Below are 11,998 nucleotides of genomic sequence, written 5' to 3' on the forward strand. Positions count from 1 at the left end.
GTTGCTGCCCCTGAATCTGAAAAATAAATAATTGCACCCAAGCCTTTGCTTACTTACCATAGAGGGATATAACTTCTATGTAAAAAAGTGATTTGCCATGCGAGTGCCTCATATTTATCAATCATCTGCGATTGCTGTTAATACCCCTTTAAGCCTTGACGATGATGCTGCAGGGCACATAGGTCGAGTGTTGCGCATGAAAGTGGGCGAACAGGTTTCTATTTTTAACGGTGAAGGCGGAGAATTCCTCAGTGAAATTATTGAGGTAAGTAAAAAGAGCGTGGTTGTTATGCCGCTTGAATTTAACTCTCATGACGTTGAATCACCATTAAAAATTCATTTAGGCCAGTGCGTATCTCGTGGTGATAAAATGGACTTTACCATTCAAAAGTCGGTTGAATTAGGGATCACTGAAATCACCCCTATTTTTAGCCAGCGCTGTGGCGTAAAACTAAGTGGCGACCGCTTAGAAAAAAAACACCAGCAATGGCAAAAAATAGCGATTGCCGCAGCAGAGCAATCTGGGCGCAACTTTGTGCCAACAGTACACTCTCCCGTTGATTTAAAAAGCTGGCTTGAACAGCAAACAGCTGCCATTAAATTAACTTTGCATCCTCGCGCCGAACACAGTATTAAAACCATTACCGTTCCCGATGACGGCGTGCGCTTTTTAGTAGGGCCTGAGGGTGGATTTACTGACGATGAAATAGCACAAACAAAGCAACAAGAATTTGTAGATATTCGCTTAGGCCCGCGGGTACTTCGCACAGAAACAGCAGCGTTAACCGTTTTAAGCGCACTGCAATTACAATTTGGCGATTTAGCTAATTGAAATAACTAAAAGCACCCACATATCAAGATTACAGTTGTAAAAAACACATAAACTAAGGCACAGCGCATGGCAATTAAGTTAGGCATTATTTCAGATCCTATTAGTGGATTTAATATTAAAAAAGACACCGGTTTTGCAATGATGATGCAAGCGCAAACCCGTGGCTACGAAATTTACTACATGGAAATGGATGATTTATCGCTGCGTCAAGGCAATGCCTACGCTACTGCAGCCAAAGCACAGGTTTTTGATAACGCAGAAAAGTGGTACCAACTTGAAGAAAAAACCACCATTGCACTGGCTGACTTAGACGTTATTTTAATGCGTAAAGATCCGCCTTTTGATACTGAATATATTTACGCAACCTATATTTTAGAACGTGCTGAGCAAGCGGGTACTTTAGTTATTAATAAGCCACAGAGCTTGCGTGACGCCAATGAAAAACTATTTACCGCTTGGTTTAGTGAGCATACACCTGATACGTTAGTTACGCGCAGCCAAAAGCAAATCCGTGAATTTTTAGCCGAGCACAAAGATATTATTTTAAAACCACTGGATGGTATGGGTGGTGCTTCTATTTTTAGAGTAAAAGCAGATGATGCCAATATTGGCGTAATATGCGAAACCTTAACTGAGCATGGCAGTCGCTTTGCGATGGCGCAAAATTACATTGAAGAGATCACTCAAGGTGACAAGCGCGTATTGGTTGTTGATGGTGAAGTTATTCCTTATTGTTTAGCGCGTATCCCACAAAACGGCGAAACGCGCGGTAACTTAGCCGCCGGCGGACGTGGTGAAGCACGCCCAATTAGTGAGTCAGATCTTAAAATTGCTCAAGCAGTTGCCCCTACATTGAAAGAAAAAGGCTTAATATTTGTTGGTTTAGATATTATTGGCGATAAGTTAACTGAAATTAACGTAACAGCCCCAACCTGTGTTAAAGAAATTGAGGCCGCTTACGATATTTCTATTACTGGCATTTTATTTGACGCTATAGAGAGAAAACTTAGTAAATAATATTAAAGCCATACCAAACTTTGAGCGGTGGCGCTTCTATAATCACCGCTTAAAGTTGAATAAATTTTTAGTGTTAAAACATGGGACTATGCCATACTCAAGATTCAATAACTAAAAGGGTAAAAATTATGCAGTCATTAGAAAATCACTTTTTAATCGCAATGCCATCAATGCAAGACCCTTTTTTTAAACGTGCTGTCACTTATATTTGTGAACACAATGAAGAAGGCGCTATGGGACTTGTTATCAATCAACCGATTGATGTTACCGTAGGTGAATTACTCGATAAGATTGATATTGACAACGATAAGTCTCAACATGCTGCGCAAGTCACAGTGTATGCTGGTGGGCCAGTTAAAACTGATCGTGGTTTTGTGCTACATTCACCAAAACCTGGGTACTCGGCAAGCCAAAAGCTGAGCAGTGATATTATGATCACCACCTCAAAAGATGTGTTAGCCACGTTAACTACCGCCCAAGCACCCGAACAATTTATAATTACCTTAGGTTACTCTGGTTGGGAGCAAGGCCAATTAGAGCAAGAACTACTTGATAATAGTTGGCTGATTATAAAAGCCGACCCTAAAATAATTTTTGATACTCCCGTAGAAAAACGCTGGGAAATGGCAGTTTCTATGCTTGGTTTTGATATTGGCCAACTAAGCCCAGAAGCTGGACATGCTTAGGGTCTGTTGACCTTTGCGGATTAAAATTTGTTCAAACTAGGGGCGGTTTAATCGCGGCGCGAAGTTTGTAACCTAGTGGGCTAAGTAAAAACAGACCCTAATAACATAAAAGATAAACATGACTAAAAAAACTCTAAAACCGCAGGGTGAACGCACTGTAATGGGATTTGACTTTGGTACTAAGAGTATTGGTATTGCAATTGGTCAAGAATTGACAGGCAGCGCCACCAGCTTAAAAGCGGTGAAAGCTCAAGATGGCATCCCTAATTGGGATGACATTGCTGTGCAGGTAAAAGAGTGGCAACCTGATTTAATGGTGGTTGGCCTACCGCTTAATATGGATGGCACCTCACAAGAGGTTACATTTAAAGCCAAAAAGTTCGCCAACCGTTTGCATAACCATTACGGTATTGCGGTTCATACTCAAGATGAGCGCCTCACGACCGCTGATGCTAAAGCACGATTGTTTGAACGTGGCGGTTATAAAAACTTAGGTAAAGGCAACGTAGATAATATGTCTGCGGTGATCATTTTAGAGAGTTTTTTTGAAGCCAGTTATGGTGAATAAATTGATTTAACAAAAAAAGCGCCTTGGGCGCTTTTTTTATGCGTGGATTTACACTAGGGGCAATTTAATCGCTGAGCGAGCTTTGCAGCCTAGTGGGCTCGATAACTGCTCCTGCTTTATTCTACTGGCTTACATCCAGTAAGAATAAGTAAAAACCGAGCAAAGCTTGCGCCCTGCTCACGCCCCTTTACTACATCCATGTAGGCAAAAAATCAGGTCATATTACCTTTATCATCAAGGCCATCAATGGTTACACCTTGTAAAAAGCCTGCTCCCTGCTGCTCGTTATTACGCAGTTTTATCATTAAGCGTAAATCATTTGGTGAGTCTGCATGATGCAGTGCATCGGCATAGTTAATCCGTTGCTGTCTATATAGCTCAAATAAAGCTTGGTCGAAGGTCTGCATGCCCACTTCAGTTGATTTGGCCATGGTTTCTTTAATGCCACCAATATTGCCGTTTTTAATCAGCTCACTCACCATTGGCGTATTCAATAACACCTCAATAGCTGCAACGCGCCCTTCACCGTCAGAGGTCGGGATCAGCTGCTGGGCAATAATAGCGCGTAAGTTTAATGCTAAGTCATATTTAAGCTTGTCGTGCTTTTCTTTTGGCACTAAGTGCATAATACGGTCAATCGCTTGGTTAGCATTATTAGCGTGCAAAGTGGCAACACATAAGTGACCAGTTTCGGCAAAGCTTAACGCATATTCCATGGTTTCTTGCGAACGAATCTCACCAATTAAAATAACATCTGGCGCTTGGCGTAAAGAGCTTTTTAGTGCTGACTCAAAGCTTTCTGTATCTAAGCCCACTTCACGTTGGGTAATAATACTTTTTTGGTGCTCATGCACAAATTCGATTGGATCTTCTATGGTTAGAATATGCCCGCGCTGATGGCGATTTCTATAACCAACCAGTGCCGCCAGTGATGTTGATTTACCGGTTCCCGTACCACCTACAAATAATACCAGGCCTCGCTTTGACATAATGACATCGGTTAGTGCCGAGGGTAACCCCAGCTCTTTTACATCGGGTATTTTGGTCACAATCCGGCGAATAACCATCCCCGCTCTATCACGTTGCCAAAATGCCGAAATACGAAAGCGCCCTTCGCTGGTCGCAATCGCAAAGTTACACTCTTTAGTGTTATGAAACTCAGCTTTTTGTTTTTCACTCATTGCCGACTCAACCAACGCCAGCGCTTGCTCATCGGTTAGTTTGTCATCATTAAGAGGGGTGAGCTCGCCATTAATTTTGGCGCTAATAGGCAGTTGGCTTGATACAAATAGATCAGAGCCTTTTTTGTCGATCATTATTTGTAAAAAATGATTCAAAGATAAAGTCATAATAATTCCTTAAGCGCTAAACTGCGTCTTATCTTGCGCTTTTGCATGCGCCGCAATATGAGTGATGATGCCACGGTTAACAAGGTTTGTTAAACATTGATCCATAGTTTGCATGCCCTGCGACGCACCGGTTTGAATTGATGAGTACATTTGAGCAATTTTATCTTCACGAATTAAGTTACGAATAGCAGGCGTTGCCAACATGATTTCGTGTGCAGCCACTCGCCCTCCACCGACCTTCTTGATCAGTGTTTGTGAGATAACCGCACGCAATGATTCTGAGAGCATAGAGCGGATCATGTCTTTTTCTTCACCTGGGAATACGTCAATGATACGGTCAATGGTTTTAGGTGCCGAGGTGGTATGCAAAGTGCCAAACACTAAGTGACCAGTTTCAGCGGCAGTCATAGCAAGGCGAATAGTTTCTAAATCTCGTAATTCACCGACCAAAATAACATCGGGATCTTCACGCAACGCACTTCGCAGGGCGTTAGAAAAACTATGTGTATCGCGGTGAACTTCACGCTGGTTAATTAAGCTGAGTTTATTGTCGTGCACAAATTCGATAGGATCTTCAATGGTCAGTACATGATGATGTTTAGTTTGATTTATATAATCAACCATGGCTGCAAGTGTAGTCGACTTACCTGAACCCGTAGGACCCGTGACTAATACCAGACCTCGTGGATTATCTGAAATTTGTTTGAATATTTCCGGCGCGCCCAAATCTTCAAGTGTCAGTACGTCACTAGGTATGGTACGGAATACGGCAGCAGGACCACGATTAGAGTTAAAGGCATTTACACGAAAACGTGCTAAGTTAGGGACTTCAAAAGAAAAATCCACTTCGAGATTTTGCTCATAGTCCTTACGCTGGTTATCGTTCATAATGTCATAAACCAGACTGCTGACTTCTTTATCTCCAAGTGCTGGTATATTAATACGTCGCACATCACCATCAACACGTATCATAGGTGACACCCCTGATGATAAGTGCAAATCTGATGCTTTATGTTGCACACTAAATGCCAATAATTCGGTGATATCCATTTATGACTCCACAACTAACTGATAAATATATGGTTACAATAGCAGAACGACTCACATCCGCCTACGCTAGAATTGCAGAGGCAGCGCAAAATGCGCAGCGTAACAGTAACGACATTACGTTACTTGCAGTATCTAAAACCAAACCCGTCTCTGATATTATGGCAGCTTATGAGCAAGGGCAACGCCAATTTGGTGAATCTTATGTTCAAGAAGCTGTAGATAAAATAGCGCAACTAGGCACATTTAGCGATATTGTTTGGCATTTCATTGGCCCCATTCAGTCAAATAAGAGCGCCTTAGTGGCTAACCACTTTGACTGGGTGCAAAGTGTTGATAGGCTCAAAATAGCAAAACGCTTAAATGCTCAGCGTCCGCAGGAACTACCCGCACTTAATGTGCTAATACAAGTTAATATTAGCGCAGAAGAAGCAAAGTCGGGCTGTGCAGTAGAAGAAATTGACCAATTAGCACAATTTATAAGTCAATGCTCGCAATTAAAACTGCGCGGACTAATGGCTATTCCTGCAAAAAGTGACGATGAAAACACGCAAACTCAATATTTTGAGCAATTACAAACTTGCTTTGATAAACTACAGACCCAATATCCTCATATAGATACGTTGTCGATGGGGATGAGTAACGATGTAGAAGCTGCCATAGCGGCAGGTTCAACCATGGTGAGGATCGGCACAGATATTTTTGGAACACGAACTTAAAAGGTGATAACAGACATATGTCAGATAAAAAAATCGCATTTATAGGCACAGGTAATATGAGCTACGCCATCATTGGTGGCATGGTAAAAAACGGCTTTAACGCAAACAATATTATTGCGACTAACCGCAACCAAGAAAAACTAGCTAAGGTAGCCGCGGATTTCAAAGTGCAAACCACCAGTGACAATAACGAAGCTATGCGCGATGCAGATGTCATTGTTCTGTCTGTTAAACCACAAATGATGGGCGACTTATGCCAATCATTTCAAGATTCAGGCATCGACTTTAGTGATAAATTATTTATCTCAGTTGCTGCGGGCCTAACCGTTAAACGCTTACGTGAAATGCTTGGCCAAGATGTGAAAATGGTGCGTTGTATGCCAAATACACCGTCGTTACTTGGCCGTGGCGTATCGGGCTTGTATGGCGCTGGCGAAACGCAAAGCGAACATGAATTTGTACAACAAGTATTTGAGTGTACCGGCATTGTTGTATGGGTAGAGCAAGAGTCACAAATAAATGACGTGATTGCTGTTACCGGCTCTTCGCCAGCTTACTTTTTCTTATTTATGGAAGCGATTGAAGAAAAAGCGAAAGCATTGGGCTTTAATGATGAAGACGCGCGTCGCTTAGTACAGCAAACAGCGCTAGGCGCAGCTGAAATGGCACTTAGCCAACCAGATATTAGCATTTCGCAACTGCGCGCTAATGTAACCTCAAAAGGTGGCACCACGCATGCAGCTGTTGAGCATTTAAAAGCGCAAGGCTTAACCCAAACTGTGGGTGATGCAATGGATGCGTGTATTGCGCGCGCAGTGCAAATGGAACAAGAACTTTAAAACCATTTTTTATTGAAGGTTATACTATGAATGCCATGCAATTTTTAATTAGCACCTTGTTTGATCTATTCTTGATGGTGGTACTACTGCGTTTTTGGCTACAGTGGGCAAAAGCCGACTTTTACAACCCAATGAGCCAATTTGTGGTCAAAGCCACTTCGTTTGCAGTTAATCCACTGCGAAAAATCATTCCAGGGCTAGGCGGGCTTGATTTAGCCTCTTTGTTACTGGCATTTATAGTAGCGGCTGCAAAAATAAGTACATTAATGTGGCTCATTTATAGCTCTTGGGCTATTCAACCTGTACTTATACAGGCGCTAATAACTGTTTTAAAAGAAGGTTTAAACTTAGTTTTTTGGGTGTTAATCATTCGCGCTATTTTAAGCTGGGTAAGCCAAGGCTATAACCCAATTGAAGCGGTATTCCATCAGCTAACTGAGCCAATGTTAAAGCCAATCCGTAAAATTTTACCGCCATTGGGGGGATTAGATTTATCGGTATTGGTACTGATTATCGGCATTCAGTTTTTACAAATGCTGCTAATGGACCTTTTAGCTTAAGCATAACGTAATATAAAAGAGGCCTAGCGCCTCTTTTTTACATATTCAGGAGTTAACCATGCAACATTTAATCAAGTTTTGTTTTATTGCTTGTCTCGCTTTAGCATTTAATGCACACAGCGCTCAAGAACAAGGCGCCCAATACAAAGAACTAGGCCCTTGGCAAGTTCATTACATAGCCTTTCCATCAACGTTTATTCAACCGCAAATAGCTAAAGCTTATGACCTTGAGCGTAGTGGCTATAAAGGCATTGTTAATATTTCCATCTTAAAAAATGATACTGATAAAACAGCGCAAAAAGCGACATTACAAGGCACCGCTAGAAATTTATTAGGCAATAAACAAAGCCTCAACTTTAAAGAAGTGGTTGAAGGCGATTCTGTTTATTACCTAGCACAAGTAGATTACACCAACGAAGAAATTTTACGTTTTGAAATTGAAATCCAACAAGGTAACCAGTTCCAAACATTAAAGTTTCAGCAAAAATTTTACGTAGATTAAATATGACCAACACCTTAGTACTTGCAACCGGCAATCCCGGCAAAGTAAATGAGCTGGCTAATATGCTCAGCTCGCTTAACATTAACGTAGTACCACAAAGCGACTTTAACGTGAGCGAAGTGGCCGAAACAGGCACCACGTTTGTAGAAAACGCGATAATTAAGGCGCGTCATGCAGCTAAAATAACTGGATTACCGGCTATTGCTGATGATTCGGGATTAGAAGTTGATAGCTTAAATGGCGCACCCGGCGTTTACTCTGCCCGCTTTGCAGGTGAGGCCGCAAGTGATCAAGATAATATCGATAAATTACTGGCTGATTTAGGCGATAACCCTAACCGCCGTGCTCGTTTTTGGTGTGTATTGGTACTGATGCGTCACGCCGACGACCCTACCCCACTTATTTGCAGTGCTAGCTGGGAGGGCGAAATAACCCTTAGCCAACACGGTGAAGGTGGCTTTGGCTACGATCCTATCTTTTTTGTGCCATCAGCAAAGTGCACCAGTGCAGAGCTTACAAAAGAGCAGAAGAATGCGCTAAGCCACCGTGGACAAGCACTTAATAAATTACTACAAGAGTTACAACACAAAGGCGGCCTGTGAACCTTCCTCCACTGAGTTTATATGTGCACGTGCCTTGGTGCGTGCAAAAATGCCCTTACTGCGACTTTAATAGCCACGGGCAAAAAGGTGACATCCCTGAAGCTGAATATGTACAGCACTTAATTGATGATTTAAAAGCGGATTTACACTTAGTACAAGGGCGTAAGATTCACAGTATCTTTATTGGCGGCGGCACGCCAAGCCTATTAACCGGCGCGGCATATACCCGTTTACTCAATGAAGTAGATAACCTAATTGGTTTAAGTGATAACTGTGAAATAACCCTTGAAGCAAACCCGGGCACAGTCGAAACTGGCCGTTTCAAAGATTATGTAAAAGCAGGAATTAACCGTATCTCTATTGGCGTGCAAAGCATGCAAAATGATAAGTTAAAAGCCTTAGGCCGAATTCATGGTGCCGATGAAGCCAGTTATGCAGCACAACAAGCTACTGAAGCAGGGTTGAATAGCTTTAACCTTGATTTAATGCATGGCTTACCAGGGCAATCTCTCGATGACGCACTAAGTGATTTAAAACAAATTATTGCCCTGAGCCCACCACATATTTCTTGGTATCAGCTCACCATTGAGCCTAATACGCAATTTGCTTCAAAACCGCCCACGTTGCCGCAAGATGAAACCTTGTGGGATATTCAAGAACAAGGCCAAGCATTATTAGCACAAGCAGGCTATCAGCAATACGAAATATCAGGATATGCAAAACCGGGCTTTCAATGCCAACATAACTTGAATTATTGGCGGTTTGGCGATTATCTTGGTATTGGCTGTGGCGCCCATGGTAAGGTTACTGATGCGAAAACAGGGGTGATAACACGCACTGAAAAGGTTAAACACCCACGGGGCTACATGGACATTATTAAGCCCTACTTGTACAAAAGCTGGCAAGTAGAACAAGACGACTTAGCGTTTGAATTTTTTATGAATCGCTTTCGTTTAACAGAGCCATGCCCGATTGAAGACTACAGTGCACTGACTAATCAGCCATTACAAAGCCAACAAGCGGCTTTGAATAAAGCCATTAACACAGGTTTATTAATAGAAAAAGACGGCCATTGGCAAGTAAGCCTTAAAGGCCATCGCTTTTTAAATGACCTGCTAGAATTGTTCGTATAACGCTTTTGGCGTTATACGCATGTAAAGTAAACACATAAAAAATTAAAATACCCTAATGGGTTTCTAACAACAAAAGGGAAACGAATGCGTAAACTTACTCTAATTGCTGCCACGGTAAGCGTGGCACTGCTTGCCGGTTGCCAACAAGCAACACAACAATCAACGCCTGCACCGGCGGTTCAAGCTCAACCTGTACAAAGTGAAATTGATAAAGCGAATGCTTTTTTTGAAGACACTTTTAATCGTGATGTAATGAGCAGCCCAGTTTATCAAACCTATATGGGCATCAAAAAAGATTACGATAAATGGGATGACAACAGCGAAGAAAAAGCGCTAAAAGACTTGGCACAAACTAAAGCCGATTTGGTTACGCTCAACAGCATTGACCGTGCGCAATTAGATGCAGCTACTCAAGTAAGTTATGATTTAAAAAAACAAGATTTAGAAGCCAGCATTGCTGATTTTAAATGGCGTTACCATAACTACCCAGTAAACCAAATGTTTGGTACACATTCTATGGTGCCGGCTTTTTTAATTAACCAGCATCAAATTAGCAACGTAAAAGAAGCCAACGATTACATTGCCCGTTTAAATGGGGTACCGGGTGTATTCGATCAACTTATTACCGGCTTAGAAATTCGCGCCGATAAAAACATTATTGCACCTAAATTTGTATTTCCACACGTGATTGATTCAAGCAAAAACATCATTAAAGGTGCGCCGTTTGAACAAGGTGAAGATTCTACGCTATTAGCTGACTTTAAACGTAAAGTAAATGCATTAGAAATCGACCAAGCTGAAAAAGATGCACTTATTAGTAAAGCGACTGATGCATTAAAAACAGCAGTTAAACCTGCTTACTCTAAGTTAATTAACTACATTGCACAGCTAGAAAAGCGTGCTGATGACCGTGACGGTGCTTGGAAATTCCCTGATGGCGAAGCGTTTTACAATAACGCGCTTAAACGCACTACCACGACAGACCTTACAGCAAAAGAAATTCATGCCATTGGCCTTGCCGAAGTGTCACGTATTCATGATGAAATGCGTGCCATCAAAGATAAAGTTGGCTTTGAGGGCGACTTAAACGCTTTTATGCAGTTTATGAAAACCGACAAACAATTTTACCTTGCTAATACTGAAGCGGGTAAAGCGCAGTACCTAAGTGAAGCTAAAGGCTTAATTGATAACATGAAAACACGCTTAGATGAGCTGTTTATTGTAAAACCAAAAGCCGACATGATAGTAAAACGTGTTGAAGCTTTCCGTGAAAAAGCGGCAGGTAAAGCGTTTTATCAACAACCTGCGCCAGATGGTTCTCGCCCAGGTATTTACTACGCCAACCTCTATGACATGGAAGCAATGCCAACTTACCAAATGGAAGCTCTCGCTTACCATGAGGGTATTCCGGGTCATCACATGCAAATTGCTATTTCACAAGAGCTGGAAGGCGTGCCTAAGTTCCGTAAGTTTGGTGGTTACACAGCCTACATTGAAGGTTGGGGTTTATACTCAGAGTTACTACCAAAAGAAATGGGCCTTTATGAAGACCCGTATTCAGATTTTGGTCGTTTAGCTATGGAGTTATGGCGTGCCTGTCGTCTAGTGGTTGATACCGGTATTCACGCAATGAAGTGGACTCGCCAAGAAGGTATTGATTACTACGTTAACAACACTCCTAACGCCACTTCTGACGGTGTAAAAATGGTTGAGCGTCATATTGTAATGCCATCACAAGCAACGGCTTACAAAGTGGGTATGCTGAAAATTTTAGAACTACGTGAAGCGGCTAAAAAGCAGCTTGGCGACAAGTTTGATATTCGTCAATTCCACGACGTAGTACTTAAAAATGGCCCTGTACCATTAAACGTACTAGAAAACTTTGTTGATGAGTGGGTTGCTAGCAAACAAGCTTAATTATCTAGGGTCTGTTGACCTTTCAAGGTTAAATTTGCAGCAGTCTGTTTGGTATTTAGGCAAGGCAGAGCCTATGTGGTGTGGTTATTCCCCATAAATAGGCGATAACGCAGCATCAATGCCAAACAGGCGCTGCCCGGAGGGTTCTGCCTAGGGGCGATTTACTCTTTGTTGCCTACATGGATGTAGGTAAGGGGCGTGAGCAGGACGCGGAAGCTTTGCTCGGC

The 11,998-nt window shown here is 42.1% G+C and carries 13 protein-coding genes; 11 read left to right on the top strand and 2 right to left on the bottom strand.

Features of this window, described 5'->3' with window-relative positions:
- The first annotated feature begins 97 nt into the window (after window positions 1–97).
- The 4 genes from rsmE to ruvX all read left to right on the top strand — a co-directional run bounded on the left by rsmE (window position 98) and on the right by ruvX (window position 3,103).
- Complete coding sequence (gene rsmE, locus P20311_RS12425; RefSeq protein ID WP_008113321.1) at window positions 98–832, top strand: 16S rRNA (uracil(1498)-N(3))-methyltransferase; 735 nt, start codon at window positions 98–100, stop codon at window positions 830–832.
- Window positions 833–898: 66 nt separating this feature from the next.
- Window positions 899–1,849 carry a glutathione synthase gene (gene gshB / locus P20311_RS12430; RefSeq protein WP_008113322.1) on the top strand — a complete coding sequence of 317 codons (951 nt, stop codon included), beginning with the start codon at window positions 899–901 and terminating at the stop codon, window positions 1,847–1,849.
- A 128-nt stretch (window positions 1,850–1,977) separates the two neighbouring features.
- Window positions 1,978–2,535: a YqgE/AlgH family protein gene (locus P20311_RS12435; protein ID WP_008113323.1), complete on the top strand. Its 558-nt coding sequence runs from the start codon at window positions 1,978–1,980 to the stop codon at window positions 2,533–2,535.
- Window positions 2,536–2,653: 118 nt separating this feature from the next.
- Window positions 2,654–3,103, top strand: coding sequence for a Holliday junction resolvase RuvX (ruvX, locus tag P20311_RS12440; RefSeq protein ID WP_008113324.1), 450 nt, complete (start codon window positions 2,654–2,656; stop codon window positions 3,101–3,103).
- Between the two features lie 212 nt (window positions 3,104–3,315).
- Here the strand turns inward: ruvX and P20311_RS12445 are convergent, their stop codons facing one another.
- Together P20311_RS12445 and P20311_RS12450 are read right to left on the bottom strand one after the other, a co-directional pair.
- A complete protein-coding gene (locus P20311_RS12445; protein ID WP_008113325.1) occupies window positions 3,316–4,452 on the bottom strand; it encodes a PilT/PilU family type 4a pilus ATPase in 1,137 nt (378 codons plus the stop codon).
- A 9-nt stretch (window positions 4,453–4,461) separates the two neighbouring features.
- Window positions 4,462–5,502, bottom strand: coding sequence for a type IV pilus twitching motility protein PilT (locus tag P20311_RS12450; RefSeq protein WP_008113326.1), 1,041 nt, complete (start codon window positions 5,500–5,502; stop codon window positions 4,462–4,464).
- A gap of 2 nt (window positions 5,503–5,504) precedes the next feature.
- Here P20311_RS12450 and P20311_RS12455 point away from each other — a divergent pair, with 2 nt between their 5' ends.
- The 7 genes from P20311_RS12455 (at window position 5,505) to P20311_RS12485 (ending at window position 11,771) form a co-directional block, all read left to right on the top strand.
- Entirely contained in the window at window positions 5,505–6,218 is a 714-nt protein-coding gene (locus P20311_RS12455; protein WP_008113328.1) for a YggS family pyridoxal phosphate-dependent enzyme, read from the top strand.
- Window positions 6,219–6,235: 17 nt separating this feature from the next.
- Complete coding sequence (gene proC / locus P20311_RS12460) at window positions 6,236–7,057, top strand: pyrroline-5-carboxylate reductase (protein WP_008113330.1); 822 nt, start codon at window positions 6,236–6,238, stop codon at window positions 7,055–7,057.
- A 26-nt stretch (window positions 7,058–7,083) separates the two neighbouring features.
- Complete coding sequence (locus P20311_RS12465) at window positions 7,084–7,617, top strand: YggT family protein (protein ID WP_008113334.1); 534 nt, start codon at window positions 7,084–7,086, stop codon at window positions 7,615–7,617.
- Between the two features lie 58 nt (window positions 7,618–7,675).
- Window positions 7,676–8,119 carry a DUF4426 domain-containing protein gene (locus tag P20311_RS12470; RefSeq protein ID WP_008113337.1) on the top strand — a complete coding sequence of 148 codons (444 nt, stop codon included), beginning with the start codon at window positions 7,676–7,678 and terminating at the stop codon, window positions 8,117–8,119.
- A 2-nt stretch (window positions 8,120–8,121) separates the two neighbouring features.
- Window positions 8,122–8,721, top strand: a complete 600-nt coding sequence (locus tag P20311_RS12475) for an XTP/dITP diphosphatase (RefSeq protein ID WP_008113339.1) — start codon at window positions 8,122–8,124, stop codon at window positions 8,719–8,721.
- Entirely contained in the window at window positions 8,718–9,854 is a 1,137-nt protein-coding gene (hemW, locus tag P20311_RS12480; protein ID WP_008113340.1) for a radical SAM family heme chaperone HemW, read from the top strand. Before P20311_RS12475 ends, hemW begins: the two co-directional genes overlap by 4 nt.
- Before the next feature lie 84 nt (window positions 9,855–9,938).
- Window positions 9,939–11,771 (top strand): DUF885 family protein, encoded by a 1,833-nt coding sequence (locus P20311_RS12485; RefSeq protein ID WP_008113341.1) that lies wholly within the window; start codon window positions 9,939–9,941, stop codon window positions 11,769–11,771.
- Window positions 11,772–11,998 lie beyond the last annotated feature (227 nt).

The organism is Pseudoalteromonas sp. BSi20311, assembly GCF_000239875.1.
Lineage (GTDB): Bacteria > Pseudomonadota > Gammaproteobacteria > Enterobacterales > Alteromonadaceae > Pseudoalteromonas.

What these genes read in the sequence shown, in the direction of transcription:
- P20311_RS12475 (WP_008113339.1), top strand. Translation starts at nt 8,122, where the DNA reads ATGACCAACACCTTAGTACTTGCAACCGGCAATCCCGGCAAAGTAAAT.
- rsmE (WP_008113321.1), top strand. Translation starts at nt 98, where the DNA reads ATGCGAGTGCCTCATATTTATCAATCATCTGCGATTGCTGTTAATACC.
- P20311_RS12465 (WP_008113334.1), top strand. Translation starts at nt 7,084, where the DNA reads ATGAATGCCATGCAATTTTTAATTAGCACCTTGTTTGATCTATTCTTG.
- P20311_RS12455 (WP_008113328.1), top strand. Translation starts at nt 5,505, where the DNA reads ATGACTCCACAACTAACTGATAAATATATGGTTACAATAGCAGAACGA.
- P20311_RS12450 (WP_008113326.1), bottom strand. Translation starts at nt 5,502, where the DNA reads ATGGATATCACCGAATTATTGGCATTTAGTGTGCAACATAAAGCATCA.
- proC (WP_008113330.1), top strand. Translation starts at nt 6,236, where the DNA reads ATGTCAGATAAAAAAATCGCATTTATAGGCACAGGTAATATGAGCTAC.
- gshB (WP_008113322.1), top strand. Translation starts at nt 899, where the DNA reads ATGGCAATTAAGTTAGGCATTATTTCAGATCCTATTAGTGGATTTAAT.
- P20311_RS12445 (WP_008113325.1), bottom strand. Translation starts at nt 4,452, where the DNA reads ATGACTTTATCTTTGAATCATTTTTTACAAATAATGATCGACAAAAAA.
- ruvX (WP_008113324.1), top strand. Translation starts at nt 2,654, where the DNA reads ATGACTAAAAAAACTCTAAAACCGCAGGGTGAACGCACTGTAATGGGA.
- P20311_RS12485 (WP_008113341.1), top strand. Translation starts at nt 9,939, where the DNA reads ATGCGTAAACTTACTCTAATTGCTGCCACGGTAAGCGTGGCACTGCTT.
- P20311_RS12470 (WP_008113337.1), top strand. Translation starts at nt 7,676, where the DNA reads ATGCAACATTTAATCAAGTTTTGTTTTATTGCTTGTCTCGCTTTAGCA.
- P20311_RS12435 (WP_008113323.1), top strand. Translation starts at nt 1,978, where the DNA reads ATGCAGTCATTAGAAAATCACTTTTTAATCGCAATGCCATCAATGCAA.